The sequence below is a fragment of the Alteribacter natronophilus genome, from assembly GCF_006007885.1.
Classification (GTDB): Bacteria; Bacillota; Bacilli; order Bacillales; family Salisediminibacteriaceae; genus Alteribacter; species Alteribacter natronophilus.
The window spans coordinates 32,464-58,952 of the sequence record NZ_VCRO01000001.1; the positions used below are offsets into that span (position 1 = coordinate 32,464).

Annotated in this window: 25 protein-coding genes; 15 read left to right on the top strand and 10 right to left on the bottom strand. The window is 46.1% G+C overall.

Annotated elements, in window-relative coordinates:
- Nucleotides 1-438 precede the first annotated feature (438 nt).
- Nucleotides 439-801 carry a SpoIIAA family protein gene (locus FGB90_RS00180; RefSeq protein WP_138808487.1) on the bottom strand — a complete coding sequence of 121 codons (363 nt, stop codon included), beginning with the start codon at nucleotides 799-801 and terminating at the stop codon, nucleotides 439-441.
- A 120-nt stretch (nucleotides 802-921) separates the two neighbouring features.
- On the opposite strand from FGB90_RS00180, the gene FGB90_RS00185 reads away from it, so the two are divergent.
- Nucleotides 922-3,732, top strand: coding sequence for a DEAD/DEAH box helicase (locus FGB90_RS00185; protein ID WP_138808488.1), 2,811 nt, complete (start codon nucleotides 922-924; stop codon nucleotides 3,730-3,732).
- A 41-nt stretch (nucleotides 3,733-3,773) separates the two neighbouring features.
- Here FGB90_RS00185 and FGB90_RS00190 read toward each other — a convergent pair whose 3' ends face one another.
- Together FGB90_RS00190 and FGB90_RS00195 are read right to left on the bottom strand one after the other, a co-directional pair.
- Complete coding sequence (locus FGB90_RS00190; RefSeq protein WP_138808489.1) at nucleotides 3,774-4,169, bottom strand: (deoxy)nucleoside triphosphate pyrophosphohydrolase; 396 nt, start codon at nucleotides 4,167-4,169, stop codon at nucleotides 3,774-3,776.
- A 73-nt stretch (nucleotides 4,170-4,242) separates the two neighbouring features.
- Nucleotides 4,243-5,310, bottom strand: a complete 1,068-nt coding sequence (locus tag FGB90_RS00195; protein WP_138808490.1) for an NERD domain-containing protein — start codon at nucleotides 5,308-5,310, stop codon at nucleotides 4,243-4,245.
- 243 nt (nucleotides 5,311-5,553) lie between these two features.
- Here FGB90_RS00195 and FGB90_RS00200 point away from each other — a divergent pair, with 243 nt between their 5' ends.
- The 7 genes from FGB90_RS00200 to FGB90_RS00230 all read left to right on the top strand — a co-directional run bounded on the left by FGB90_RS00200 (nucleotide 5,554) and on the right by FGB90_RS00230 (nucleotide 13,202).
- Nucleotides 5,554-6,489, top strand: a complete 936-nt coding sequence (locus tag FGB90_RS00200) for a conserved phage C-terminal domain-containing protein (protein WP_138808491.1) — start codon at nucleotides 5,554-5,556, stop codon at nucleotides 6,487-6,489.
- Entirely contained in the window at nucleotides 6,449-6,730 is a 282-nt protein-coding gene (locus FGB90_RS00205) for a replicative helicase loader/inhibitor (RefSeq protein WP_138808492.1), read from the top strand. The genes FGB90_RS00200 and FGB90_RS00205 overlap by 41 nt, the downstream gene beginning before the upstream one ends.
- On the top strand, nucleotides 6,708-8,012 hold the full coding sequence (locus tag FGB90_RS00210) for a replicative DNA helicase (protein WP_138808494.1): 1,305 nt from the start codon (nucleotides 6,708-6,710) through the stop codon (nucleotides 8,010-8,012). Before FGB90_RS00205 ends, FGB90_RS00210 begins: the two co-directional genes overlap by 23 nt.
- A gap of 99 nt (nucleotides 8,013-8,111) precedes the next feature.
- Nucleotides 8,112-9,479, top strand: coding sequence for a spore germination protein (locus FGB90_RS00215; protein ID WP_138808495.1), 1,368 nt, complete (start codon nucleotides 8,112-8,114; stop codon nucleotides 9,477-9,479).
- A 13-nt stretch (nucleotides 9,480-9,492) separates the two neighbouring features.
- Nucleotides 9,493-10,542 carry a GerAB/ArcD/ProY family transporter gene (locus FGB90_RS00220; protein ID WP_138808497.1) on the top strand — a complete coding sequence of 350 codons (1,050 nt, stop codon included), beginning with the start codon at nucleotides 9,493-9,495 and terminating at the stop codon, nucleotides 10,540-10,542.
- A gap of 8 nt (nucleotides 10,543-10,550) precedes the next feature.
- The gene (locus FGB90_RS00225; RefSeq protein WP_138808498.1) at nucleotides 10,551-11,642 is read left to right on the top strand and encodes a Ger(x)C family spore germination protein; all 1,092 of its coding nucleotides are present in this window, start codon (nucleotides 10,551-10,553) and stop codon (nucleotides 11,640-11,642) included.
- Nucleotides 11,643-11,735: 93 nt separating this feature from the next.
- Complete coding sequence (locus tag FGB90_RS00230) at nucleotides 11,736-13,202, top strand: flavin monoamine oxidase family protein (protein WP_138808500.1); 1,467 nt, start codon at nucleotides 11,736-11,738, stop codon at nucleotides 13,200-13,202.
- A gap of 222 nt (nucleotides 13,203-13,424) precedes the next feature.
- Here FGB90_RS00230 and FGB90_RS00235 read toward each other — a convergent pair whose 3' ends face one another.
- The 3 genes from FGB90_RS00235 to FGB90_RS00245 form a co-directional block, all read right to left on the bottom strand.
- Nucleotides 13,425-13,790 (bottom strand): hypothetical protein, encoded by a 366-nt coding sequence (locus tag FGB90_RS00235; RefSeq protein WP_138808502.1) that lies wholly within the window; start codon nucleotides 13,788-13,790, stop codon nucleotides 13,425-13,427.
- A gap of 63 nt (nucleotides 13,791-13,853) precedes the next feature.
- Nucleotides 13,854-15,122: a hypothetical protein gene (locus FGB90_RS00240; RefSeq protein ID WP_138808504.1), complete on the bottom strand. Its 1,269-nt coding sequence runs from the start codon at nucleotides 15,120-15,122 to the stop codon at nucleotides 13,854-13,856.
- Between the two features lie 565 nt (nucleotides 15,123-15,687).
- Nucleotides 15,688-16,560: a helix-turn-helix domain-containing protein gene (locus FGB90_RS00245; RefSeq protein WP_171051635.1), complete on the bottom strand. Its 873-nt coding sequence runs from the start codon at nucleotides 16,558-16,560 to the stop codon at nucleotides 15,688-15,690.
- Between the two features lie 335 nt (nucleotides 16,561-16,895).
- Between FGB90_RS00245 and FGB90_RS00250 the strand changes: the two genes are divergently transcribed.
- The 3 genes from FGB90_RS00250 (at nucleotide 16,896) to FGB90_RS00260 (ending at nucleotide 19,191) form a co-directional block, all read left to right on the top strand.
- On the top strand, nucleotides 16,896-17,711 hold the full coding sequence (locus FGB90_RS00250; protein ID WP_138808507.1) for an alpha/beta fold hydrolase: 816 nt from the start codon (nucleotides 16,896-16,898) through the stop codon (nucleotides 17,709-17,711).
- Nucleotides 17,712-17,798: 87 nt separating this feature from the next.
- Nucleotides 17,799-18,350 (top strand): general stress protein, encoded by a 552-nt coding sequence (locus FGB90_RS00255; RefSeq protein WP_138808508.1) that lies wholly within the window; start codon nucleotides 17,799-17,801, stop codon nucleotides 18,348-18,350.
- A 124-nt stretch (nucleotides 18,351-18,474) separates the two neighbouring features.
- Complete coding sequence (locus FGB90_RS00260) at nucleotides 18,475-19,191, top strand: hypothetical protein (protein WP_138808510.1); 717 nt, start codon at nucleotides 18,475-18,477, stop codon at nucleotides 19,189-19,191.
- Between the two features lie 135 nt (nucleotides 19,192-19,326).
- Here FGB90_RS00260 and FGB90_RS00265 read toward each other — a convergent pair whose 3' ends face one another.
- On the bottom strand, nucleotides 19,327-20,091 hold the full coding sequence (locus FGB90_RS00265) for a PAS domain S-box protein (RefSeq protein WP_306419208.1): 765 nt from the start codon (nucleotides 20,089-20,091) through the stop codon (nucleotides 19,327-19,329).
- A gap of 378 nt (nucleotides 20,092-20,469) precedes the next feature.
- On the opposite strand from FGB90_RS00265, the gene FGB90_RS00270 reads away from it, so the two are divergent.
- The 3 genes from FGB90_RS00270 (at nucleotide 20,470) to FGB90_RS00280 (ending at nucleotide 23,201) form a co-directional block, all read left to right on the top strand.
- Nucleotides 20,470-21,471, top strand: a complete 1,002-nt coding sequence (locus FGB90_RS00270) for a LacI family DNA-binding transcriptional regulator (protein WP_171051636.1) — start codon at nucleotides 20,470-20,472, stop codon at nucleotides 21,469-21,471.
- Between the two features lie 19 nt (nucleotides 21,472-21,490).
- A complete protein-coding gene (locus FGB90_RS00275) occupies nucleotides 21,491-22,744 on the top strand; it encodes a sugar ABC transporter substrate-binding protein (protein WP_138808515.1) in 1,254 nt (417 codons plus the stop codon).
- A gap of 190 nt (nucleotides 22,745-22,934) precedes the next feature.
- On the top strand, nucleotides 22,935-23,201 hold the full coding sequence (locus FGB90_RS00280) for a hypothetical protein (RefSeq protein WP_138808517.1): 267 nt from the start codon (nucleotides 22,935-22,937) through the stop codon (nucleotides 23,199-23,201).
- 502 nt (nucleotides 23,202-23,703) lie between these two features.
- Here FGB90_RS00280 and FGB90_RS00285 read toward each other — a convergent pair.
- A complete protein-coding gene (locus FGB90_RS00285; protein WP_246056073.1) occupies nucleotides 23,704-24,606 on the bottom strand; it encodes a branched-chain amino acid transaminase in 903 nt (300 codons plus the stop codon).
- A 216-nt stretch (nucleotides 24,607-24,822) separates the two neighbouring features.
- On the opposite strand from FGB90_RS00285, the gene FGB90_RS00290 reads away from it, so the two are divergent.
- Nucleotides 24,823-25,077: a hypothetical protein gene (locus FGB90_RS00290; protein ID WP_138808520.1), complete on the top strand. Its 255-nt coding sequence runs from the start codon at nucleotides 24,823-24,825 to the stop codon at nucleotides 25,075-25,077.
- A gap of 208 nt (nucleotides 25,078-25,285) precedes the next feature.
- Here the strand turns inward: FGB90_RS00290 and FGB90_RS00295 are convergent, their stop codons facing one another.
- On the bottom strand, nucleotides 25,286-25,822 hold the full coding sequence (locus tag FGB90_RS00295) for a hypothetical protein (RefSeq protein ID WP_138808522.1): 537 nt from the start codon (nucleotides 25,820-25,822) through the stop codon (nucleotides 25,286-25,288).
- 169 nt (nucleotides 25,823-25,991) lie between these two features.
- Nucleotides 25,992-26,483 (bottom strand): NUDIX hydrolase, encoded by a 492-nt coding sequence (locus FGB90_RS00300; RefSeq protein WP_138808524.1) that lies wholly within the window; start codon nucleotides 26,481-26,483, stop codon nucleotides 25,992-25,994.
- Nucleotides 26,484-26,489: the final 6 nt, after the last annotated feature.

Below are 26,489 nucleotides of genomic sequence, written 5' to 3' on the forward strand. Positions count from 1 at the left end.
AAGACAGCCGAAGCTGCCTTTCCTCATCTGCACACGTGTCCTGTGCGTCTATACATGAAAGATGATTAGAATTGGACAGACTGGTCCCGTTTACCCCGCCGCTCACCGGCAGAGCCTTTGAACGTATAAAATTACTGGTTCAAAGCCGGGTAACGCAATCTGACTGAAAACATCTTCTAACCATCCTCCTTCTAAATTAAGTATTGGTGTTACAAGGTTACTGTACCGCGAAAACACGGCCGGTGCAAGGGTATTTTGAAATCCCTTCACCAGCGGTCGGAGTTTCCAAGGGTGGTAGAAACCATTATTCAGGTATAAAAGAATCGTCATGCATAGGGCTAAAGCGGAAATTGAGGGTTAACTGTCGGTCATGCTGAAAAGCCCGGTTCCAGTGGAATCGAGCTTTCTTCACCTCTCAACCGTAAAAGGCGCGGATTATTAATCTTCCATTATCCACTGCTTCGCCTTTTCCTCTTCATCGAGCGTATAGTGCCGGATGTTGGCGCCGGTGAGGGCATCCGCCCCCTTGGCGATAGTCTCCACCATCTTCGCCTCCCCGACGATCGCGTATTTCTCGAGACGCTCCAGATCATTATCCTTTAGGAAACGCAGCCTGTCATCCAGGGTGGAAAGTTCCGTTCCGACAAGCTCCGGGATCCGGGCAAAAATCCGCACCTTCCCGTACTCCGAAAGCTTCTCCTCCACCTCGGCGACTATGCCCTTGTATTCCTCCTCCGACACCTTCTCGTTGAACTCATACGCCAGAATGTTGTCTCTGCTCCAGTCGAGCTTTCTGTTCATGGGATCACCCCTCTCAAATGATTAATCTATGTGAGGTGTACCCGGAATTTAATTCTCAAAAACTGAACGAAAAATAAGATCGTGTTAAAATTAGGAAGCAGTGGTAAGGAGGAGTTTTTTATGGATAATTACGGATTAATCGTCAATAGCGGTTCAAAGAACCTTTGGCAAGAATTAACCAGCTCATTAGAATCTTGTAAACGATTTTATATCAGCGTGGCATTTATTAATTATAGTGGCCTTCAACTTTTGTTAGATTCGTTAAATGAAGCAACCAATAGAGGAGTTTCTGGACGCGTAATTACATCTACATATCTAAATTTCACTGAGCCTAAAGCAGTTGAAAAACTAACAACATTTCCTGGAGTTGACGTTAGAGTTTTCTTAACCGATCAACAAAACACCGGCTTTCATACAAAAGCGTACATATTTGAATACGATGACAGCTACAAAGTGATTATTGGTTCCTCTAACGTCACTCAATCTGCCTTGAAAAGCAACGTGGAGTGGAATGTGAGGATTATTTCCAAACAAGAAGATGTCTTCATGAAACAAGTATTAAGAGAGTATGAGAGTTTATGGGAACGAAGTAATGTAGCAGACGATCAATTTCTCAATGATTATAAAGAAATGCATGAGAAGTTGGAACATGTTGTTATAAGAGAGAAAAAAATACACGAAGAGCCTGCCTATTTTACTCCTAATTCCATGCAGCGACGAGCGATGGAAAATTTAGAGCGACTTAGGTCATTAGGTGAATCAAAAGCTCTTGTTATTGCAGCTACCGGTACAGGTAAAACCTTTATGTCTGCTTTTGACGTTCGAAAATACAAGCCTAAGAAATTGTTATTTATTGTCCACAGGGAAGAAATTTTGCAAAAAGCAAAAGAAACGTTTGAGGTATTATTAGAGAATTTCCCTGTTACGTTTGGTGTTTTAACTGGAACCCAAAAGGATTTAGGCGCAGATTATTTATTTGCTAATATACGTACTTTGTCTAACTACTACACCGATTTTCATCCAAGTGAATTTGACTATATCATTTATGATGAAGCGCATCACACAGCAGCGCAATCTTACGAAGAGGTTTTGGACTACTTTAATCCAAAATTCACTTTAGGGATGACAGCAACACCAGAAAGAGGCGACGGAGTTTCTATCTTTGAAATCTTTGATCATAACGTCGCTCTAGAAGTTCGATTACACGATGCGCTGGAAGATGACATCGTAGTACCGTTTCATTATTTTGGGATTACCGACATAGATGGGATCGATTTGAGCGATGTAGCCCCTGAAGACATCGATGAGATTACGTCACGCTTAAATGTAAAAGAACGAGTGGACTTTATTCGTGATAAGATGCTGTTTTACGGCCACGATGGACCGGTTCGAAAGGGACTAGGTTTTTGCGCAAGTCGAGAGCATGCGGAATTTATGGCTAATGAGTTTAACAAGTTAGGTATTAATAGTGATTTTTTAACCGGTAATACAGATACAAATGTACGGCAACAACGAATTGATGATTTGGAAGATGATCATCATCCTCTGCAGTTTCTCTTTACCGTCGATATTTTCAATGAAGGGGTCGATATCCCTTCAGTTAATCTCGTTCTTATGCTCAGGCCTACAAACTCACCGATCATATTTATCCAGCAGTTAGGGCGTGGACTGCGTAAACATAAAAACAAACAATTCTTGACTGTACTCGATTTTATAGGGAATTACGCAAAATCATTTCTCATTGCGATCGCTTTAAATGGCCAACGGTATTACGACAAAGAGACGTTAAAAGTGGCGGTTGCTACTGGTTTTGCTCACATACCTGGTGCTACACATATTCAGATGGATCGAATTGCGCAAGAACAGATTTTAGAACAGCTTGAGCAAGAGCGATTTACTTCTATGAAGTATTTAAAAGAGCAGTATGAAGAATTTAAGCGCGTTCGTAATGGAGAAGTTCCTTACTTTTTAATGGATTATCATAAGTATGACGGAGCACCAGATCCTGTTGGTTTTGTGAAGAAAAAAGGTACTTATCCTGCTTTTGTTGCAAACGCTGAAAAGGATAAAGAACTACAAGCGTTTGTATCGGGAGAATTTGAAAAGGCCTTAAAATGGCTCTCTTCTATGCTACCAATAAAGCGTCCCCACGATTTTGCAATTCTGTTGAAGTTGCTTTCAAAAGAAAGTGTCTCATTAGACGAATCAAGGAATGAAATGGGTAAATGGGTAGAGGGAGTAGATGAAGATACCGCTTTACACAGTATGGAATTTCTCAGTCAAGCTTTTTTTGATTCACGAGAGAAAAGTACGATACCAAAATTAGTAGAGCATGATGGGAATTTAGTGAGAAGAAGTGAGTTCTTGACGAGTCTAATAGAGGACAATCACAAACTAGCTTATATCGAGGATACGATTGAATATGGGCTTCATCGGTACGAATGGGAATTTGGTTCACGGAACTTTGGGCAGCCGTTCTTTAAGTTGTACGAACAGTATCAGATGAGGGATGCGGCCTTATTAAGTAATTTCCGTAAAAGTCATTCTTCATTTAGAGGATCTGGCTTAATACCGAGCGGGAACAATTATTTCTTGTACATCGATTTACACAAAGAGGCGGATGTAGAAGAAAGGTTGAACTATAACGATAAAATCATTGATCGTGATATTTTCCAATGGGAATCGCCTCACACTACACGCCAAGATACGGATACTGGAAAAAACCTTATTCATCATCGCAAGCGTGGAACAAGAGTGCACCTGTTTGTGCGAAAATACAGATCCCTTGAAAACAACACAGAACCGTTTATTTATCTAGGAGAAGTTGAGGAGACCTTAAGCTACAGAGGGAATAAACCAATAGAATTTCGATATAAACTTGAGCATCCGATTCCGGAGCAGTTGTTCGTTGAGCTAACAGAAAAAGTGTAAAAAAGGGTGTCATTCCAAAATGGAGTGACACCTTAGCTTTTTTATGTAGACTCAATTAGCTCATTTACCGCTGGAATGTCCGCAGGGGCCCATACTAGTGAAGTTAGGTTTTCTTTTTTCAGCCAAACAAGTTTTGCGTGTTCACTAACCTTTGGAGTACCACTCACAAGCTTAGCTTTTAATGCTATGAGTTGGATGATAAATGTCTCGTATTCATGGACGTTTTCATTAAAAACTTCGCTTGCTTCGATTTCACAATCTAATTCCTCTTTAATTTCTCGCTCAAGAGCAGTACTAAGGTTTTCACCTTCTTCTACTTTTCCACCAGGAAACTCCCACATGTTAGGAATGGACATGTTGTTTGAGCGAAGGGCACATAGGACTTCCTGCTCGCTATTTTCAATGATCGCCGCGACTACTTTGACTTTCTTTTTCAATGACGAGTCCTCCTTTTATTATGTACACAAGTATCATATCAGTTTGAGGAAAGGAGGGGAATGGACTGTTTTATTAATGAGTTGTTGAAGCGTTTTCAAAAATACGTAAAATTTGCTCCCCATACATCTCCACCTTCTTCTCGCCGAATCCTTTGACGTTCAGCAGCTCCTCTTTTGTTGTGGGAGATGCCGCAATGAGCTCTGCCATCTGGGCGTTACTGAAGACCATGTATGCTTTCAGGTTGTTTTCCCGGGCTGTTTCTAGTCTGAAAGCTTTGAGATCCTGCTCAAGTTTATCCGTGCTTTTGCGGATCCTGTCTGGGATTTTCTGTTCCAGAACTGCTTCCGTTTTTACCTCGGGAGCGGTCGCTGATGATGTATTATCAATACGGTATTTTGCCTTGAGGTCCATCTCGATTGGAGTATGGTTAGTCTTTAAAAAGCTGGCGATATCGTAGAGGTATTTCTCCAGCGTGTCTTTTTCGTTTTTGGGGTTGTCGAGCTCCCGGCGGATCAGCGTTTTAACCTGGTTGTATTTATAGATCTGTTCTTTTACACGTTTGGGGGCTCTGGACTTATTCAGGACGGTTTTCGGATTTGCCAGAACGACACCGGACCGGATGTTAGGGTTCTTAAAAAGATTTTCTTTCTGTAGAATGTTCCGCAGTATTTCCACGTGGCGTTCATTTTGAGTTACCGGACTGTAAATGCCTTCTTTTTTGTACACTTTGCCGTAGCGGTTTTTATACAGACGGACGAAATCGCCGTCTTCTGTAATCGTGACGTCCCCGGCAAGTTTTTTCGTCTCAAGAACGATTATGTCTTTGCGGGTAATGATAATGAAATCAAATTGTGCGGTGTACCCGTCATATTCGAGCCGGATATCGTGAAGGCATAGCATGGGGGTAAAGGAATGCTGAAGTTCGTATGCCACGTTTGCCTCTCCCTGAATACCCTGTTTTGCGTAAAGGATGTCCTGTTCAATCCACTGTTTCTTATCCGCGTCGTTCGTCTGTTCCAGAAGGGCCTCGAGATTTTTGATGTGTCTGTTCTCTCTGGTGAACGGTTTGACAAAAATAGGCTTAGTGATGGTTCGTTTCCCGTTAAAGGCTCGGTAAAGAGCTCGATCGATGATAGACATAATGTCACCTCTATATTGCTTTATTTTCCACTATTTTACCATAATTGAAATGTGAAACTGTGTAATATGTAGAATTTTATGGAAATATAATGATGGGCTGAATCTTTGAATCTTATGGTTATATGGATATGTAATGAGTGATCTCTCACACGAGAAGATCACTTTTTTTATTTTCCTTTCCTCCTTTTCCACCCTCCGGCTTTACTTAAGAAGTGTAAGGACAAATTGAAGGAGGGGTTTTACATGGGGAAGATGAAGCGGGTTGTGGTGAAGGAAGAGCTGGTGGCGCTGACGGGGGATTACAAGCGGGCGGTGGTGCTCGGGCAGCTGCTGTACTGGAGTGAGCGGGTGCGGAACTTCAAAGCGTACATTGAGGAGGAGAAGGAGCGAGGGGCGAGCGGGAAGGCGGGGCTCGAACACGGGTGGATGTACAAGAAGGCGGACGAGCTGGTGGAGGAGACGATGCTCACCATTTCCCACGTGTCCATGCGCCGGGTGCTGATCAGCCTCGTGAATGACGGCTGGATCGATGAGCGGCGCAATCCCCGGACGAAGTGGGATCACACGCTTCAGTACCGGGTGAATCTGAACACGGTGCAGGCGGATCTTTTCCGGCTTGGATACAGGCTCTGTGACTACCGGATCAGGCTCGAGTCTCTGGATGCCGACGGGCTGGACGAAGGATCTGATGGTGAGGATCTTTATGCCGATCTTCCGGAGTTACAGGACGTTGCCCCGGAGGTTCCGGATGCTCGCCCAGGCGTTCAGGAAGTTGGAACAATACCAGAGATTACTTCAGAGATTACTACAGAGATTACGACACAAGAGATCCCGTACGCGAAGATTGTGGACATGTTGAACAGCCAGGCGGGCAAATCGTTCAAAGCGGAAAACGAAGAGACGAGGGAGCTGATCCGGCAGCGCTGGCAGGAAGGCTACGACACGATGGATTTCAGTGAGGTGATCACGAAGAAGACCCGGACGTGGAAGGACAATCCGGAAATGAACCGCTACCTGCGTCCCTTCACACTCTTTGGCCACCGTTTTGAGTCGTACCTGAACGAAACGTCGATCCAGGATCCGAAAGAGGAGCCGAAAGACGAAGACTTTGAAAACCTTCTGAAGGAGCTGAGAGAAGATGACGCAAGAACAGACGGCGCTGCTGCTGAAAGCCATTAACGAGCTTTACCCCGGCAGACTGAAGGTGGAAAAGTCCACGGTAAGCATCTGGCACATGGTGATGGGGTCCCAGGATTACGATGAGGTGATCCGGCGCCTCGGGAATTACGCGAAGGCGAACCGGTTCGCTCCGTCCGCCAACGACCTGTTCGAGCGGCCCCGCCCGGAAGCGGACCGGAGCGTGCTTGACGAGATCGACGAGTGGGAGGCGAAGGCCGGTGGCGCACCAGTACAACGTTGAAGCGGAGATGGTGCTGATCGGCTCGATCCTCGTGGACAACGGGATCGCGAGGGAACTCTCGGTAAAGCCCGATCAGCTCAGCATGATGCACCGGCAGCTGCTCACAGTATGTATGGCGCTTGCCGGGGACGATGAAGCGATCAACCTCGCCACCCTCCACAGCCGCCTGGGTGAGTCGTTTATGGGGCAGTTTGACTTTAACAGCATGATGGACGCCGTCGCCTCACCCGGAGCGTACCGGCTGTACGAGAAGATGATCGTCGATGCGTGGAAAAAAAGGCAGATCCGCGTGGCGGCGGAGGACTTTCTCGCAAAAACGGAGGAAGTTGTGACCGACGAGGAGCTGGATCATTTTCTCGACACAGTGAAACAGGCGGAGGAGACAGGTGAGGGGGAGGAAATGTTTCAGCTGAAAGAGGCGCTCGAGGATCTGTTTGACGAGGCGCTGAGCGGGGAGGCGTCACAGGGTCTTGAAACAGGGCTGTCACGCTACGACCGGATGACGAACGGTCACGGGAAGGGGCAGCTGATCATTCTCGCAGCCCGGCCGTCTGTCGGGAAGACGGCTCTCGCTCTGAACATGGCTATGGGGCACATGGAGCGGGGCCACTTCGGCCACGTCTACTCCCTTGAGATGGGAACCAGGCAGCTGTTAAACCGGATGATCGCTGCCAAAGCGCGGATCAACTCCCAGAAGATGCGGCTTCCGGGAAAGCGGTTCGCCCCGTCTGACTGGGATCGCTACACGAGGGCGATGGGGGAACTGTCGGAGGCGAACCTGTACATGTGCGACCGCTCGAACGTTCAGACGAGTGAGATTTACGCCAACACCCGCCGCCTGAAGCGCGAGCATCCCGACCGGGACCACTTCGTCGTGGTGGATTACCTGCAGCTGCTCCAGCCGGCAAGGCGCAAGTCGAACCGCCAGGAGGAAGTGACCGAGATTTCACGTGCTCTTAAGACGATCGCAAGGGATCTCGACGTGCCGGTGATCGCGTTGTCCCAGCTGTCCCGGAGCGTGGAGATGAGGCAGAACAAGCGGCCGACACTCGCGGATCTGAGAGAGAGCGGCAGCCTCGAGCAGGATGCGGACGTAGTGGCGTTTCTGTACCGGGAGGATTACTACGATAAAACAGCGGGAGATGGCACGATGGAAGTGATCATCGCCAAGCAGCGCGACGGCCCGGTGGGAACGGTGGGGCTGGGGTATGAGAAGAAGTTTAACCGGTTTACGTGCGGTATAGAAAAGCATGGCTGGAGAGCAGGGGAAGGACAAGTATAGTCCTTTCCCCTATATTCTTCTATATTCTTCCTGCGTCTGTATATAGGCACTGAATTGGCACATCCTACATGTTAACGCCAAACCCGAGGTTCTCTTACTATGAAAAAATCCTTACAACCGAAACTGCCGGCCGAGCGCAGTCAGGCTTCCCTGATTACAAAACTATGCGAGGACCATGCCGACTTTAAAACAGCTGTACATGGTGAATACACCGTTTACTATTTCAGGACGCTTATTATGAATGAACGGCTTCAGGAATCTCTTGCGCATACACCGCATCAGATTTATTACGAGCCGTATGATTCTGAAACCGTAAAGGAAAAGCTTCTTAAAGGCTTTTGCGCGGTCGTAGGTAAAGACGGACGGCTCGGCATGCTCAATGTCAGCAGCAATCCGATGAGGGATCCCACACCGCCTGAAAGCGAGGGCACCATTGTAGGCCCCCAGCTGGCCCTGAACGAAAACCTCGATCACTCTGTCGGGCTGATCCGGCAGGCACTGCGTACGACCGATCTGCGGGTTATCCAGCATAAAATCGGTACGATCAAAAGAAGAGTAAGAATTGTTTACCTGGAATCCAAAGTAAACAAGGAACACCTTGCTCAAATTTCACAGAAGATTGCCGGGACAGGGGATCAGGTGGAATACCTGTACGATACGATGCTGCTTAACGAGCTGATTACGGGGCATCCGTACAGCGTATTTCCGCAGCTTCTGGAGACTGAAAGGCTGGACAGAATCTGCAGCTACCTTGTGGGTGGTAAGATCGCCATTTTGTCCGATGGGAATCCCAATGCCCTCATCGGTCCCCATACTTTTCACGAAGCCTTTCAGTCTGCGGAGGATTACTATATCAACTGGCTGAGCGGAACCTTTATCCGTCTCCTCAGGTATGCCGGTTTTATTATCGGCCTGTTTATTACCGCTTCATATGTGGCTGTGATGAGCTATCACTATCTGATTATCCCTGCCGACTTAATGGTTATTATTGCCGGCTCAAGGGCGAGAGTTCCTTTTTCCCCTCTTTTGGAGGCACTGCTGCTGGAATTTGCAGTTGAAGTCCTGAGGGAAGCGGGAAGCAGGCTGCCCACTCGTGTCGGGCAGACTGTAGGTATAGTAGGCGGTATTGTCATTGGACAGGCGGCTGTATTGGCGGGTCTGACCAGTAATATACTTATCATTATAGTTTCGCTATCGATGCTTGCAACCCTTCTGATCCCATCCTTTCCTCTGTCCAATACGGTAAGGGTTCTCAGGTTTACCCTCATTCTTGCAGCAGGTTTTATAGGGGGGCTTGGTCTTGCTGTAGGGGCTGTACTGCTGCTGATTTATCTCGCACGTCTGGAGTCGTTTGGGGTTCCCTATCTTTCGCCGTTTGGTCCATTGAGGCCTGCTGATCTGAAGGATTCCCTCATCAGAGCACCTTTTCGTTACAACAGGGATAAACCGACATCGAGTGAAAGCTGAAGGGTGATGCAAAATGAAGCTGACAACCTCACAGACAGTCGCCCTGATTGTCATGGTCCAATTTGGTGTCGGAATCCTGTCACTGCCGAGCGTTCTGGCTGCCGAGGCCGGGTCTCTCGGGTGGGTTCCGCTTCTTGCTGCAGGTCTTTTCGTACAGGTGGCAGCTTTTCTGTACCACTTTTCCCTTGGGAAATCGACAGAAAAAAACTTATTTTTGTACATGGAATCCCTGATGGGCAGTTTTCTCTCAAAATGTCTTACCGCTGTTCTGCTTCTGTACTTTCTTGCGGGATCAGCCATCATTATGAGGAACTATGTATTTGTATTGACGATCTGGTCCTATCACGAAACGCCGGTCTTTATCATCATATTGCTTGTGTGGGTGTGTGTCGTGTTTTTGGCCACCTGTAAAATACATTCTATATCCCGGGTTGCACAGATCGTATTTGCAGGTGTACTGTTCCTGTTACTGCTTCTACTCTGGCAGATCCCTCATTTTGAATACAGTTATCTCCGGTTTCCCAATACAGTGTCTCCTTCATCCATTTTCAGCGGAACTGTTGAGACATCTCTCTCATTGATCGGCTTTGAGCTCATACTTTTGTTTCACTTTCTCTTGAAAGATCGGCGGCAGACGCTGAAAATCGTAACGATCAGCAATTGGCTCACCATAGGAATATATCTGTTTGTTGTCCTGATTGTCTTTATGCAGTTTTCCCCGGAAAAACTGGGGAAGTTGATCTGGCCGACGCTGTCTGTCTACAAACTGATTGAATTCCGTTTCCTGCAGCGGCTTGAATATATCATTGTTTTTTCCTGGCTTCCTCTGATTGTCATTACTTCAGGTACTTATTTATGGGGAGCAGGGAAATGTGCCCGCTATCTGTTTTCGATAAAGAACCGGTGGGTGATCCTTATCCTGTCTCTCATAATTTTTGCTGCAGCGCTGATGGTTCAAAGGCATCCCGACTCCGTCCTGATCGGGGACTATATTGGTTATGTGGGGGTAGGAGCAGCCTTTTTTGTTCCACTACTGTTTTTATGCTTTAAGCCATTTAAGTGAGGTGTAACATGAAAAAAATCTGTCTGCTTATACTGGCTGCAGTACTTCTGGGGGGCTGCTGGGATGAACGCCCCCTGGAGGAAATGGCTCTTATTACCGTGATTACGCTGGATTATGATGAGGAAACCGACAGCCTTATTCTTGCCGCTTCCTACCCGGAGTTTTCCACACAGGCGGCGGATGATCAGGAAGTTATTATTGCCAATAAAGCACGCTCCACAGCGGAAGCTCTTTATCTGTTGAACGGTTTAACAGATAAGGTGATTGTCGAAGGGGAGGTTCAGGTGATGTTTGTAGGGGAGGAGATGGCTCGAAAAGGACTTTACCCGGTTCTGGATACCCTTCAGCGTAATGTGGAAGTCTCAAGTAACCTGTATATCTGTGTAATTGAAGGCAAGGCAAATGAACTGCTTACTACAGCTTTTGAAGATAAGCCGCTCGACGGTTTTTATATGGCCAGACTGATTAAGAAGCAGGAACAGATCAATGAACTCCCCGCTACATCTCTAAATGATTTCCACAGCGATTATCTGAGCCGGCATACCGATCCGATTCTGCCTTTTATCAAGCTTAAGGAAAAGGAAATTGAGGCTTCAAGGACGGCAGTATTTGTGGATGACAGCTATACAACGCATGTCGGTACAGATGAAACACAGCTGCTCGTCATGCTCAGAAACGACGGGACGAGTTCGCAGTTCACTATGAATATCGATAATGACAAAAAGGAATTTGCCACCATTGCCTTTGTGACTTCACATACTGACGTGGACGTGCATTACGAAGAGGGAGAGCTGGGTTTCGATGTCATGCTGGACATGAAGGCAAAGCTGATTGAATACGAAGGAGAGGAAGAAATCCATAGTCCCGAAGCGTTTGAGGAACTGAGCAGTCAATTTCAGAACCACCTGCAGCAGATTGCAGAGGATGTAGTTTTAAGTATGCAGCAGGAATATGGTGCTGATCCGATCGGTTTGGGGGAATATGCCCGCCCCCATTTTAAAAAGGAGATCAGCATGGAGGAGTGGCGAAGCATCTTTCAGGACAGTCAGATTAACTTAACTGTTGATTTGACCATTACCCAGGATGGTGATTTCAGATAAGGCTGTAAGCATCTAAGTAGATCCCCGTCTGTCTGACATATTTCCCCCGTTCCTCATTACATTTATAGGGAGGGTGAATGGGGGGAGAAGGGGATGGACAGGGCAGAAGGGGTTCAGACAGTGCCTGAGGAGTATATCGAGTACGTGCAAAAGGGGCTTCCAGCAGCTGAGGAACCAAAGCGGGTGCTTATTCTCGGGGCGGGAATTGCCGGGCTTACTGCCGGGAAGCTGCTGAAGGATGCCGGTCATGAAGTAACGATTCTGGAAGGAAACGACCGTGTCGGGGGACGGATTCATACGATCCGGGAGCCTTTTACAGAGGGGAACTATTTCGAAGCAGGGCCGATGAGAATACCTGAGTATCATGAATTGACACTCGAGCTGATCAGACAGTTTGGTCTGCCGGTAAATGAATTCATCCACAGCGCGAATAACGACCTGTACTTTATCAATAACCGACTCGTCAGGCGCTTTCAGTACGAAGAGGATCCTGATGTTCTCGGTTTTCCGCTTCCCGAAGACGAATTGGGCAAAACTGCGGGAGAGCTTCTGGAAAGTGCGCTCAGTCCTTTTTACAGGCTGTATCGTTATTCCGATGAGGAACAGCGGGAAGAACTGGTTCAGGGGTTTGACCAGTATTCCATGGAGAGCTTTCTGAGGAACAACCCTGTCGGCCGGTCCCTTTCAGCGAATGCAGTGAGGAAAATTCAGGTGATGCTCGGGATCCAGGGTTTTCCTGAACTGAGCTTTATTGATATTTTCAGGAATATTATCAGTACACTCTTTGGAGAGGAGTCGAAATTTTATGAGGTCACCGGGGGCAACGACCGGCTGCCGGCAGCGTTTCTGAATGAGCTGGGTGAGAATATTCTTTATAACCAGAGGGTCACGGATGTTTACAACGGGCCGGATCAGGTCATCGTCCAGACAATCGACCCGGCAGGGCAGGCAAGTACCCATACGGCTGATTATGTGATTACCACCATACCCTTTTCAGCTTTTCAGTTTATTAGAGTACACCCTTTTGAATCGCTTCCTTTTGAGAAAAGAACAGCGATTCAGACGCTTCACTACCTGTCTTCGGTCAAAGTGGGGCTGGAGTTCAGCGAAAAATTCTGGGAGCGGGATGGCATGCGTGGCGGCAGTCTGACGACGGACCTGCCCATTCAGTTTACGTACTACCCGAGCAACCGAATCGGAGAGCCGGGTCCCGGAGTCATCCAGGCAAGCTACACGTGGGGGGATAACGCGCGGCTGTGGGAGTCTCTTACTGATGAAGAGCGCGTCCGGTATGCTCTCGATTTCCTTGCGTCAATTCATGGCGATAAGGTTCGTGACCTTTTCCTGGGGGGCGCTTCCTACAGCTGGGCCCAGAACCCGTTTGCGGCAGGGTGCTTTACCCTTTATGCCCCCAACCAGGCAGCGGAATATCCGGCAATCATCAAGCAGCCGGAAGGAAGGATGCACTTTGCAGGCGAACATACGTCGAATCTTCACGGCTGGGTGGAAGGGGCGGTCGAATCCGGCGTGCGGGCAGCTGTTGAGGTGAATGAGGCATAAAGTGTGAACTGATAAAGATCAGTTAAAACATAAATGCATGGAAGAACATCTTATTCATATCCCTTCAAATGCAGGCCGGTAGGGTGGCGCTGGGTTAGTAAGAAGTTTAACAGGTTTACAAATAAGGGTGGGAAAGGTTTAGTAAAGTGCAGGAGGGCAGACTACTGTCCTCTTGATTTAACGATAATAGCCCTCGATAAAATTTTTCATCGAGGGGAGAGATTACACTTTGGCAAAGCTGTTCAAGGTTAGTAATACATGATAGTAAAGTAATCCGCCTAACACACCTAACATGGCGTAATAAAATATATTATTAATACCATAGTTGTTAAAAATAGCGACGTACAAAAAGAAATTAAACAAAAGGCCACTCAAACTAAAGACAAGAAGTTTTGCAAAATAGCTTGTATCCCAAACTTGCACTAAGGTGGATGTTACTAAACCGCCAACAAGGAAAAGGGGGAGGGAATAAAGGAAATATAAGCCGAAAAGCTGAATGAAACTGAAATCGTCACCTCTGTTAATGAACCCCAGTACAAGTGCGAAGAACACTGGGGTAATGAATGCTGCACCAATACTGTTAATCAAACAATCACTCCTAATAAAATGAATTATACAGCCCACCTCTAAACAGATGGGCTGATTTGCTGATTATCTGCTTGCAGAGAAGTTTGTCCAAAAGTAAAGGGATCCAGGTCCTTTACCATTAGCATTAGCACTGTAGGTATAAATCCATGACCAGCCGGAGCCGTCGGATCTAAAGATGCCATAAGCAGGGAACTGTTTATGCCTTCCGGAACTGGAATATGATCCATTCCGCCACACAGAACTATTTGTTTCCCAGCGGATATTAGGAGATATACCCACTAACCATGGGTTACTTGAGTTTACATCGACATTGTAATTAATTCGGGTTGAACTTCTTGAGGTTACATTATGTGAGCCGCAGCAGGTTGCAGTCCGCTGGTCAATGTAGTTACCTGAATTATCATAACGTCGTGTTGGGTGAGCATGAAACGTATCATATGTGTTTAGAGAACCCCAATAAAGGCGAACTTCATGCTGTGTTCTGTGAGTGCCATTGATTGCGGTAAAACCTCTGTTGTCTCCTCCGAACTGGCGGTTAGTACTTGTAGGGTCATTTACATACCGATTTTCAATATGAGTACGATATCTGATCGTCGTTTGTGTTGGAGAAGCTATAGAAAAAGAAGCAGCCCCTACTTCTTCAAAGGGAAGAATTGGTGTTGAATGGAAAAAGAGATTTTCAGTTTCATTAATGTTATCTTTAATCTCTTTAATTAATTCAGCCTTTTCTTTACCGGAGATATCTTTCTCTTTAATCTCTTCAAGAGTTGATTTTCTCAGGTCGTTCTTTTCTTTCTGTGTTAAAGGGACAGTGGTTTCAACCTGAAACTCTGCTTCTTCCTCCACGTTGTCGAGAATGAAGTAATTGCTGTTTTCAACTTTTTCGATAAATTCCCCGTTTAATGTAATAGAGTAGGAGTCTGTGTCCTCCAGCTCATTCCAAATGAGTTTGGTTTTATTCTCCTCATAGATCTTATCAACGACCAGAACCTCATCTTCGTTTTCAAACACAGTGTTAAATTCCACATGGTACTGATTGAGTGTTTCATCGGAATCATCGAAGGTTTTTATTGTATAAAGATAAGTCTCACCTTCAAGAAGTCCATCCTGACTAAAAGCGGCATCAGTAATCCTGCTGATTTTTTCTCCAGTATTCGAATCAATAACCTTATAATACTCAGTATCATTGGAAGAATCCCAGGAGAATTCCACAGAATTGGAATCCGCCTCAAGCTCAAAAGAATCAATCACTTCGGAGGAATCAGCGGAAATGCTGTTTGAGGTAAAAAGTAAACCAAAACCTAAAACTGCTGCGGTACCTATTCTTTTCATAAAGTTTTCTCTCCCTTAATATTTATTGTTATTTTCCCTTGACTGCACCGTCCCCCTTCCTGAGTTATTAACCACACCACTAGTGTATGGCTTGATAGGAGCAAGCCCAATCTCAAAAAACAAAGCTGTCTCGTTATATCGGATAATAATGCTGGGAGATGGGCTCCTTTTCTTCCCAGGTCTTAACGAGTAATAAAAATAATTATATTGCCGGATCTAATAAGTCTTTTTCTGGAAATAAATAAATTTATAATTGTCCTAGAAATAAAGAGAAATACTTATATAAATAGGAGAAAATTCATTTTAAGGGGACGGATTTCAAACTGCATTGCTTAAAATATAATGTAATAATGGAAATATAAAGTATAAGAGGGGGATAAAGGTCATGTGTCTGAAGTTTTTAATTTGTTCTGTGGTATTATTTGCAGGTATTCAAGGTGTGTCAGTTTATGAGGCCAAAGAAGAAACACCTAACGAAGACATTCCTTATATTCACGGATAGACAATATGGTAATAAAAAAAGGTTGCCCGCTTTGGGACAACCTTTTTTGTATGTATAAGGTGATTACTGAATTGTACTAATTTCGTGTCTTACATAATGCAGGAACTTGTTATTATTCGTTTTACTGAAAATCCATATTGCTTCTTCCATATAACTGACGGCTTTTTCTTTATGGTCAGGATCAAGACAATACAAACTCTTTCCTTTCTGGTAATACAATTCACCAAGTAAATAAAGCAGCTCACTCTTAATGCAGACTCTGATTCCATGGTCTGTTCGATTTATGGATTCTTTATAATCGCCTCTTTGATAGGAGTTCTTGGAAGCATTAAATAAAATTCTTACCAGGAGCCGGTTATTCTTAAAATAGGGAGTTCGGAGCTTTGTCAATAACTCCTTATATATTTGATTGGCTTCATTTAATTGGTTGTCGAGACTAAAAATGATTGCCTTACTTGCTAGAATGTCGATTTCTCTCTCAGAAAGGTTTTTATAAGTAGTGGGTAACAGGTCGATCGCCTGATCAAGTAAATCCAATGCTTTTCTACTGTCCCTGTTAAGGTGGTACTGACAAATCCCTTCTCTCCAAAGCAGCAGACTCTTTAATTGTGTGTGTCGAAAGAGAGGGTTTTCTTTTTCCAAGTTGACTATTCTGAGGACTTCTTCGTATTCTATTTCCCGCATAAGTCTTTCCATGGTATGACTTACTTCTTCGACATAGTCCAGGCCAGGGGTTTCGGTAATAGAGAAGAAGTAATTGAGGTCGACACCTAGTCTCTGGGAGATCTCAAAAAGAACTGGAGCAGATGGATAAGTTTGATTACTTTCAATTTTACTAATCAATGCTTGAGTGCATATGTCCTGAGATAATTCCTTTTGAGAAATATTTAAATGATTTCTCAATTCTTTTATTTTATCACCTAACCTGTAATCCAAAGAACCACGTCCCAAACAATATTTTGACTGAATGCAGTAATTAAAGATTATCACCCAACCAATTTATGTCAAGCAGTTAAGGAATGGTAACTTTTCTTTATTTGTATAAGAAATATCAAAAACCATAGATTCCTGCTGCAAGTGATCTGGTTTTGTTATGTGATGCTGAAGTTTTATATTAATTAAAGTCCTTGGGATAGCAGAAAAAAATTATACACTATCTCTAAATAACGTCGGACGGATTGGCATCCCTTATTTTATTTATCCAGGGCATTAAAAGGCAGGTTCTGAGGGTAAAAGGACTGTAATGTGAACAGGTGAAAGGAGCGAACAGGATGCCGTATTTTGAATCAAAAGGTACTTTTCTTTACTACGAAGATGCGGGAAGCGGTCCTCCGTTAATCTTTGTGCCTCCGCCGGGGCTTGGTGGAGGGACGTTCTATAAACAGCAGCAGGCGCTTCAGGCAGACTACAGAGTGATTATTTTCGACCCGCGGGGCAACGGGAAAAGTGAAGACGGCAGCGAGGATGACTACACGATCCGGGGTGTTGCTGCTGATGTGCTGGCCCTTGCTGATCACCTGAAGCTCGGCACGGTTATTGTATGCGGGTACTCGATGGGCGGACAGGCTGCCCAGGAATTTGCCATTTCCTATCAGGATCGCACTGCCGGTCTGATCCTGATCGGGAGCTTTCCCGAGGTAAGCACCCGGTTTTTATCGCTGAAAATAAAAGCCGGCGAGTGGGCGGCAGACAATGACCTTCGGGGACTTCTCGCCCGCGCCCTGTCCTTTTCCCATACATGGAACCCCCGTAACCGTAAAAAAATCGCACGCTCACTAAAGGAAAACAATCCGGACCTGCTGAAGGCTCTTTATAAAAACGGGCGTTTTTACCGTTCCACCGAACGCCTCCCTTCACTGAAGTGTCCTGTTGTTACGATTTTCGGCAGTCTGGATGTACTCGTTCATCCCTATCAGAAACTCTTTGAGGAAAGAGTGCCGAACCTTATGAAAGTAAAGATCAACGGAGTGGCTCACCAGGTGCCGACCCGTGCAGCAGACGAACTGAACAGTGTGATCCGGAGTTTTAAAAGCGCATTTGTCAGCGGAATGAAAGAGGAGGAAACGGAAAGGCTTGGGGCCGGTTAAAGGTGAAATGATGTTTTAATCCCCGTTCCTGTGGGAACCGCCAATACTGAGAACAATAATTCCCACATTCCAAGGAGGTAATTTACCATGGAAAAGAAGATTATTGGAGGCGTATTTAAAGAAGAACAGGAAGCGGTAGATGTTATTGAGCAGCTGGAGAAGGGCGGATTTTCCCGCGACGACATTTCCATCTTCGCAAAAGGGGACGATGCCGATAACATCGATGACAAGACGGATGTCGATGTTACCGGTGACGATAATAAACGAGGCAAAAAAGCAGGTAAAGGTCTAGGGATCGGAGCCGGGTCCGGGGCCGTATTAGGCGGCGCAGCAGGACTGGCTTTACTGGCCATTCCGGGAGCCGGGCCGATTATGGCAGCCGGACCGATTGCCGGAGCCATTGAAGGCGGTGTGATCGGTGCCGGCGGTGGCGGCCTTGTAGGTGCTCTTACCGGAGCTGGAATTCCGGAGGATGAAGCCAAGGAGTACAACAGCTACGTCAATGACGGCTATATCGTCGTCCTCGTGGAAGCGAATCAGGAACAGCAGCCGGGCGTATATGACACGTTCCGTGAGCACAACACCGTAAACCGCCACATGTATCCTGACGAAGGTAACTCGGATCGTGCAGGAGTCTAATAATTTTTAGACCAGAAGGCATTGCGCCTTCTGGTTTTTTCTGTTTCATGGACAATTTTAACAGTACAGTTGGAATCTTATGTTAACGTAGTGGGAGAGAGTTTTTTTGGAGGGGGAAACCGGGGTGGAAAAAAAACAGTATGCAGGTCTGCTGGCGGTCATAACCGTGATAATCTTTGCTGTGTTTCTGTTCAGGGAGCCGGCACAAAGTGAGCAGGTTTCTGAAAGTGTTGATGAAAAGGAGCCCGCAGAGGAACACGATCAGAACCAGGAAGAGAGTGACGAGGAATTTGACTATATCGATTACCTGAACATAGAGGCGGAAAACAGAGCCTTAAAGGAACAACTCGAATGGATGGAAGAGGAACTTTTTATCACTAATTTTGAAAATATGAAACTGAGAATTAAAGGCGGGGTAGTTCAAGAGGATCTGCCGTACCCCGAAACGGCAGAAATACTGTATCAGGATGTTGAAGAAGAGAAATATGTTCTCCTTTACAAAGACGAGAGAGGCTTTCACCTCATAGTTTCCCTTCTGGAGAACAGGATATGGGAATATTTTGGATTCTACGGTTTAAATACGGCCGAGGATTTTAACTGGAGCATTGGGGTTTCAAACCCGCATGGCTTTATTTCCGATCCAGACATTACTTCGGTACAGGTCTTAGAGGATGAAGAGGTATGGGAGTCAGAGATTATCACTGTTAATAAAGACTTGAGGGTCTGGTACAGCCTCGCTGATACCGACATGCCTACCAATTCGGACGAACCGGAAAATTTGCGAATTGAAGCTTTGGATGAAGCCGGGAACGTGATCTCGTCTGATTCTTTCAATTGGTAGGGTGGGTGTATGATAGGGGACTTGTTAGATAAGAATAAACGCGGAGAAGGAAGAGTTATAAAAGGCGGAGTATCATCGAAGACTGCCTCTACATAAAAAAAGGACCCACTTTACGGGTCCTTTCAATGTTTAAATTCACTTTTTCAACCCCAGGTAGGAAAGGGCGTCTTTTACTGTAGCCATTGGCGGGTTAGCGGTAAAATCGAGATTGAGTTTTGCAGCTACCATTGCTGAGTCAGGCCGCAAGCCGGTCATAATGGATCGCACCCCGAGAAGAGATAAAACGTTATTTATTGTAAAAAGATAATCTGCTACGAGGTTATCTATGCTGTATATACCTGAGAAATCAATAATCAGACAGCTTATCTTCTGATTCTTTACTTTTTCCGGTATGCTCTGCAGAAGCTGTTCTGCTCTCTGCTCATCAAAATGACCGACTAATGGGAGAACTGCCAGCTCGCTGTCCAGAGGAACGAGAGTGGCAGACAATTCATTTACTTGTGCCCTCATCTCTAACTGCTTCTGCTCTGCTTTTCTCCGATCCGTTATATCTTTTACATAAGTCTGAATCGCCTTCTTGCCCTCAACTACTATAGGATGACAGTACAGTTCAACATCGACTGGCGTTCCATCCATTTTAAATATCGTTTCTTCAATAACTTCGGCCGGCCGTCCGTACGCACCATGTATTCTCTTTTTTATGGCTGCTTTGGATGTTTCCTTAAATATATCTAACGGGCTGGCCCCTATAACGTCGTTTTTACTTGCGCCAAAAAAATTTTCAGCTGCCTCGTTTATATACATGATTTTAAAATCAGTGTGGATAATGAGCGGGTCCAGAGAGTATTCCATGACTTCGAGGTAATTAATTTCTGAAATGATATCCTTCAATATGTTCACTCCCTCATATACAAAAAAACAAATCAAAAAAGGGTAACTTTAATGAATCTATTCATTATAACAGACATCATTTGGTATGAGACCGATTTTATCCAGATTCATTCCAGTTCCTAAACGGGACGTAAAGGGTCTTATGAGGCAGAGTGCCATGCAAAGAAGTTTTTGAAAGAAAGTAGATCCATATATTACCGGTTCAAAAAACCGGATGCAGCTGAACGTACGGACCTAATAGAAGACGAATTTATTACTCAAAAAGGCACTTATGAAAGCGCTTGCTTTTTGGTGGATCTTCAATTATGATTTGATTAAACGATTAACCAATTGAATTTTTAAGTGGTTAAACGATTAACCGATAACTGAATGAAGTGGCGTGAGGAAATGAAGAGAGTGAGAATCAGGGACGTGGCAGAGAGGTGTGAAGTGTCGACAGCGACAGTGTCGAACGTGATGAACAACAAGGGGCGTGTGTCCCCTGAAACGGCGGAGCGAGTGCGGGCTTCCATTAAAGAGATGGGATTTTCGCCCAGTCAGTCTGCCCGGAGTCTTAAGACGGACCGGACGCACCTGATTGCGGTGATCGTCCCTTTTCTTGAGAAAGGGAAGCTCCACGACAATCCGTTTTACTGGAACCTGGTATCGGGGGTTGAAGCCGGTGCCCGGTCGAGAAAACTGAACGTTCTTCTGACCGGTGTTGACGAGGAAACCGAGACGTTTTCGTTTATAACGGAGCGGCAGCTGGACGGGGTCATTGTCGTGGGGACACACGAAGGATCCCGGACGATGGAAGAGGTGCTGGCAAGAAAAGTGCCGACTGTTTTTATGGACAGCTTTATTCAGAGCGCCCATGTCTCCCGCGTGACGATTGACGACGAAAAAGGCGGCTGGCTTGGAGCCGGGCATCTTCTCGATCTGGGTCACGAGAAGGTGGCGGTTGTGACAGGCAAGCTTGAAGGGAACGGGGTGAGCCGTGAACGTCTCCGGGGAGTAAAGCGGGCGTTTATGGAAAGGAAGGTGCCGTTTCCTGACGACCTGATAATTGAACGGCCGGTGAACATGGCACATGCAAGAAGTCTTGCAAAAGAACTGAAGGAAAGCGGTGCGACGGCTGTTTTTTCCTTTTCCGATGTGGCAGCCATGGGGCTTCTGAAAGGCTTTGCCGAGTGCGGGGTTTCCGTGCCCGGGGAGATCTCGATTGTCGGGTACGACAATCTGTTTTTTTCCGATTACACGCACCCCTCGCTCACGACAGTGGCGCAGGATGTGGAGGAAAAAGGGCAAATTGCCGTGGATCTGCTTTTTGACCAGATCGAAGGCAGACCGAGCAGTAAAACCGTGCTGGATGTGAAGTTGATTGAGCGGGAAAGTACCGCAGAAAGATAAACTACAGGGGGATGGGAATATGAAACGGAACTGGCGTTATTTACTGGGTGCAGCAGGGGTAATGGTATTGGCAGGCTGCGGCGGTGAAGATGCAGAGGAAGCGGGTGCAGGAACTGATCAGGACGGGGAGCCTGAAGTGCTGAAAGTCTGGGCTAATGATGAAGAGAACCAGCTTGAGGCCATTGAGGCACTGACGGAAAGATTTACGGAGGAGCATGGAATCGAAGTGGAAGTGACGCCTTTCGGTATGCTTGACCAGACGGAGGCGATTTCCCTTGATGGACCGTCCGGGCAGGGTCCGGACCTGTTTTTCCAGCCGGGCGTTGGTGATCTTGCGCTTCAGGGGCTTGTCCGCCCAGTAGAGGTGGATGAAAGTGAACTGGGGCAGTATACCGACAGCGCGCTTGAAGCTCTCAGCTATGAGGGAGAGCTTTACGGGCTGCCAATGGTAGTGGAAACGTACGCCATGTATTACAATACCGATCTGGTGGACGATGCGCCGGGGACTGTGGAGGAACTGGAACAGCTGGGGGCGGACTTAACCGATCCCGGGCAGGATGAGTACGGCTTTCTGATGCGTGGTACGGACTTTTACTTTGCCTATGCGTTTCTTGGCGGGTACGGCGGTTATGTGTTCGGTCAGGATGAGGATGGTGTTTTTGATGTAACCGATATCGGCCTCGATACTGACGGTGCCATCGCCGGGGCGGAGCGGATTCAGTCCTGGTACGACGAAGGGTATCTGCCTCAGGGTGTGGACGGTGACATCATCTCCGGTCTGTTTATGGACGGGAACGTTGGAGCTGTGGTGGATGGCCCCTGGGCGCTGTCCGATTACTCCCGGGCTCTTGGTGACAGTCTTGCTGTAGCTCCGCTTCCGGCACTTGAGACGGGTGAACATCCGAGCTCGTTTATCGGAGTGAAGGGGTGGATGCTTTCGGAGTACACGGAGCACCCGGAGTGGGCTTCTGAACTCGCCCTTTTTCTGACGAGCGAGGAATCGGCGATGTACTATTACGAGCAGACAGGGGAAATGCCGCCGCATCCTTCTCTTCTCGAAGATCCTGAGATTGCCGAAGATCCCCTTGTAGTTGGTTTTGCCGAGCAGATTGAACACGGCGAGCCGATGCCGAATACAGCGGAACTGTCCCACGTCTGGGATCCGATGGCGGATGCTCTTGAGTTTATCTCCCGTGGAGACGATGTGCGCGAAGTGCTGGAAGAAGCAGTCGAGCAGATTGATTCAGATATCCGGCTTGCGCGCGGGGAGTAAGGCAGGCAGTGGTTGAATCAAAAATAGGATTAACATGCCCCGGTACAGCTGTGCAGGGGCTTTGCTGTGTCCCGCCCGGCTGTTTTGATGCTGCAGCCGGGAGAGGTCTTGTTTGGGAAAAATAACTTGTATTGTGCTGTCTCTGGTATAATGGCATCAGAATTTAAAAAAGGAACGGGGGGATGGCGGAATGACGATCGTGATGGCGGTTGTTATTGCGGTGGCGTTTCTTGCGGCGATGATCGGACTCTCGAATCTGCTGAAATCGAAGCTCGGGTTTACGGAGCCGGGTGCGTGGCTTTTGACGGTTGTACCGGTGGCGCTCGGGTACACCGTTTTTCTAGTGTGGGACAGTGCGCCGATGCACCGTTGGCTCATTGCAGCAGCGGTTTATGCAGTGATTGGCATGAAGCTGACACAGCTGATGAAGGAGAGAAGAGAAGCGGGTGAGGGCTGATTCCCGAGCTGCGGCAGTCTGAGATAAACGGATGTTCAACTTCCTGCCTGTACTCTGAAGAGCCTGTTTTTAACTAGGCAGGTGCTCGAAAAGCATGGTACTTTAAGATTAGAAGGAACATAAACAAGCCAAAAGGAACCATAGAAAGAACGCCAATATTAAAGAAGGCGAATGTAAGCAGGATAATTCCGGAAAAAAGAAAAAGGATATCAGTTTTCATTCGTTGTCTGCCTGCAGTACCTCTAATCCAGTCCAATAACATAAGCAGGGTATAAAAAATAAAAAGAATCGTCATTCCCAGTAAGGATATCAGGTACATTTCCATTTTGTTTTCACCCCACCTGTTTTCAATACCTTTTACGGTTGGCAGTGCTTAAAGTTTCGCTTTTTTCTAAATCAGATCAGCCCATGAGACAGTAATTGTGAGATGTGAAGGTAAGGTGCGGGATTAGCACTACTGAGTATGCTCTTACGCAGAAGATGCTGCGAAAAATCATCCCCCTCAGTACACTGACGTCAGCCAGTTATAGCGGTCGGGCTCCTTGCCGTGAACGATGTTCATGTAACGGTTCTGGAGGTAGGCTGTAACTGGTCCTGTTTTTCCTGATCCGACCTGTCGGAAATCGGTGTTTACAACGGATACAATCTGAATGGCGGTTCCTGTTAGGAAAACCTCATCGGCAGTATAGAGGGCGGTTTTTGGCAGGGTGGTAATCTCCCAGGTCAGCCCGGGATCATCCTCTGCCAGGGTGAGCACGGTGCTGCGGGTAATGCCGGGAAATATATCGTCGGATGCCTGAGGTGTCAGAATCTGATTGCCTCTTACTATAAACAGGTTGCTGGTGCTCGCTTCGCAGAGGTTTCCGTCGCCGGTGAGAAGAATCGCTTCATCCGCACCCGAACGCACTGCATCGGAGTAGGCGAGAGCGGAGTTCATGTATCCGGCAGAGGTTTTCAGCTGCGGAGGAATGGTGTTCGTCCTTATTCTGATCCATGATGACGTGAGGGTTTTCAGTTCGTTAAAAGCATAAATACCGGGCTCCACAAGGGCGATGGACAACCCATACTGCTCGTTTACAAGGGACGGGCGCAGGGATTCCTGATCGATGAAGGCAAAAGGGCGGATATAGATGTTTCGTTTTACGTTATTGATCTTCAGCAGCTCCACTGTAATTTCGGAAAGCTGACTCGCCGTATAGGGAATCTCGATGGACAGGGCGCGGCATCCCTCCAGGAGACGCTCGTAATGGGTCCCGAGCCGGAACACATACAGCTGCTGATGATCCGGGTTCCAGTAACCGCGGATGCCTTCAATCACACCAAGCCCGTAGTTCAGCGCTTTGTTTCTGATCGGCACGAGCGCGTCTTCGTCCAGAATAAATCTGCCATTCATGAAGGTGTACATGGCCACGGACCACTCCTCGTTTGAAGGTATTACTTATAGGTATGAATAAAAAAGTGTTATATTTATCCTCTCTCTGGACAGAAGAGGTGTTTTTGCAGGTGCCTGATTCAGCCGCACAGCCTGCTGTGGTAAAATAGAAAAAGAGTGTTAATAACCCCGGTCTTCTGCAGTCTGTGCAGAGGATCTTATTTGGTTATAAAAAAGGATGTGACAGATATGGAAGCGATCTTACTTCTGGTGATTGCCGTGATGCTCGTGGTACTGGCGGTAAAAGCGGGGAAAAAGATGCGGGCAAAGTTCGGGCTTTCGATTGATGAGTTCTGGTTGATGATTGTAACACCGGTGGTTGTGGTGTACACGGTGGTGCTGGCCATTGAAGGGGCGTCGATGCTTCAGTGGTTCTTCGTGGCGAGTATTTATCTGCTGATTGTGATGACGGTGGTGCGGGTGTACCGGAAGCGGATGGCGTAGAAGTATAAAAAGCAGTGGCTGATTTACGGATTTCTGTGAGGGGCAAAGCCAGGTAACACAGAACCACAATTACAAGCTGAACGCACACAGCTTTCACTATAATAAGTACACAAATGACTCACAGTGGAAAAGGTACGAAGAACATGTTCTTCGTACCTTTAACATTAAAATATGCTTGTTGAACTAACGCTCTCCGTTAGTGAATAAATTAATAGACCGATAACCATATATTCGCGACGGTATTATTATCCTTACTCCATATAGTAAGTTTATATTTATTATTCCTGTCGACGTAAACCCTAGCCTTTCCCAAGCCCATTTCACGATACGAATAATAATTATCACCATAGATTAGTTTTGCTTTTTCTAGAGTGTCCCCTATTTTCAACACAGAGGAAGGTTCAATGGGCATTGCCGCAGTAGACAATGAAACAATCTTATTCTCTCCGTCTGTACTTACAAACAAGTCTCCATAGTCATAAGAATATCCACCATTATTTTCCCTTTTCTCATAAGAGCCATATTTACTCATATCATCATTCGTTAGTGTTTCATTTAAGCGATACTCCCCGATAGATACATATTCCAAATTTGTGGAAGAGACGAAGTAATGATTGGTTGCTGCTATCCACCAACCAACTAAAAGAACAAGAGGGCATAAGATAAAAATGGCACCTGTAAGTTTTGAACGATTGTATAGAAAAGAGCCTATTATAATATATATAATAACTCCTATTAACAACAAAATAATATTAAGCCACCTCCAAAATGTTTATTGATATTTAATTAGCTTGTTCCGTTCTTCTCCCCGTTAGCGACACAACGGAATCGACAGCCGGTTCCACTAAATCTTCCCGTAAACCCGTTATTGCAACAAAAATCAGCTTCTATCAGCTGGTTTAATTGAGGGTTTATTACCCTTGTCCTGAAGCATGTTCAAGTATTTCCTGGTACAGTTCGTTCCAGTTTTGATAGTATACCGTTACTTCACTTGGATTTATAAGAATTCTTTCTTCTGACTCATACTTGGCTTTAAAGTCATGTAATTGGTCAATGTTCATACGATAAAAAACCTGATAGCCTACTTTAGGATAAGGACTATTTTCATCCCAGTTCGGGTTTTCACTATGATCAACAATAATATAACCTAATAGAGAGCAGCTTCCTGTAACATACCCTTCTTCATATGCTTCACGCTTTAAACATTCATCAGGATTTTCTCCATACTCAATATGACCACCTGGGAAATCCCAGCCTCTATGGTTTAGTTTGACTAATAATAGATTTTTATCCTTAAAACAAAAACCATGAACACTTGTGATCAGTTCTCCTGGTGGGAGTTGATTATCATGTTTCCAGGTTAATTTTACTTCTGCTTCTCCCCATTTCACATATTTTGAAATCATGTATTC

Excerpts from the sequence above, each read along its gene's own strand:
- FGB90_RS00220 (WP_138808497.1), top strand. The coding sequence starts at position 9,493 with ATGAAGCTGACAACCTCACAGACAGTCGCCCTGATTGTCATGGTCCAA.
- FGB90_RS00270 (WP_171051636.1), top strand. The coding sequence starts at position 20,470 with ATGAAGAGAGTGAGAATCAGGGACGTGGCAGAGAGGTGTGAAGTGTCG.
- FGB90_RS00200 (WP_138808491.1), top strand. The coding sequence starts at position 5,554 with ATGGGGAAGATGAAGCGGGTTGTGGTGAAGGAAGAGCTGGTGGCGCTG.
- FGB90_RS00250 (WP_138808507.1), top strand. The coding sequence starts at position 16,896 with ATGCCGTATTTTGAATCAAAAGGTACTTTTCTTTACTACGAAGATGCG.
- FGB90_RS00185 (WP_138808488.1), top strand. The coding sequence starts at position 922 with ATGGATAATTACGGATTAATCGTCAATAGCGGTTCAAAGAACCTTTGG.
- FGB90_RS00240 (WP_138808504.1), bottom strand. The coding sequence starts at position 15,122 with ATGAAAAGAATAGGTACCGCAGCAGTTTTAGGTTTTGGTTTACTTTTT.
- FGB90_RS00255 (WP_138808508.1), top strand. The coding sequence starts at position 17,799 with ATGGAAAAGAAGATTATTGGAGGCGTATTTAAAGAAGAACAGGAAGCG.
- FGB90_RS00205 (WP_138808492.1), top strand. The coding sequence starts at position 6,449 with ATGACGCAAGAACAGACGGCGCTGCTGCTGAAAGCCATTAACGAGCTT.
- FGB90_RS00285 (WP_246056073.1), bottom strand. The coding sequence starts at position 24,606 with ATGTACACCTTCATGAATGGCAGATTTATTCTGGACGAAGACGCGCTC.
- FGB90_RS00280 (WP_138808517.1), top strand. The coding sequence starts at position 22,935 with ATGACGATCGTGATGGCGGTTGTTATTGCGGTGGCGTTTCTTGCGGCG.
- FGB90_RS00230 (WP_138808500.1), top strand. The coding sequence starts at position 11,736 with ATGGACAGGGCAGAAGGGGTTCAGACAGTGCCTGAGGAGTATATCGAG.
- FGB90_RS00300 (WP_138808524.1), bottom strand. The coding sequence starts at position 26,483 with ATGATTTCAAAATATGTGAAATGGGGAGAAGCAGAAGTAAAATTAACC.
- FGB90_RS00215 (WP_138808495.1), top strand. The coding sequence starts at position 8,112 with ATGAAAAAATCCTTACAACCGAAACTGCCGGCCGAGCGCAGTCAGGCT.
- FGB90_RS00290 (WP_138808520.1), top strand. The coding sequence starts at position 24,823 with ATGGAAGCGATCTTACTTCTGGTGATTGCCGTGATGCTCGTGGTACTG.
- FGB90_RS00275 (WP_138808515.1), top strand. The coding sequence starts at position 21,491 with ATGAAACGGAACTGGCGTTATTTACTGGGTGCAGCAGGGGTAATGGTA.
- FGB90_RS00180 (WP_138808487.1), bottom strand. The coding sequence starts at position 801 with ATGAACAGAAAGCTCGACTGGAGCAGAGACAACATTCTGGCGTATGAG.
- FGB90_RS00225 (WP_138808498.1), top strand. The coding sequence starts at position 10,551 with ATGAAAAAAATCTGTCTGCTTATACTGGCTGCAGTACTTCTGGGGGGC.
- FGB90_RS00195 (WP_138808490.1), bottom strand. The coding sequence starts at position 5,310 with ATGTCTATCATCGATCGAGCTCTTTACCGAGCCTTTAACGGGAAACGA.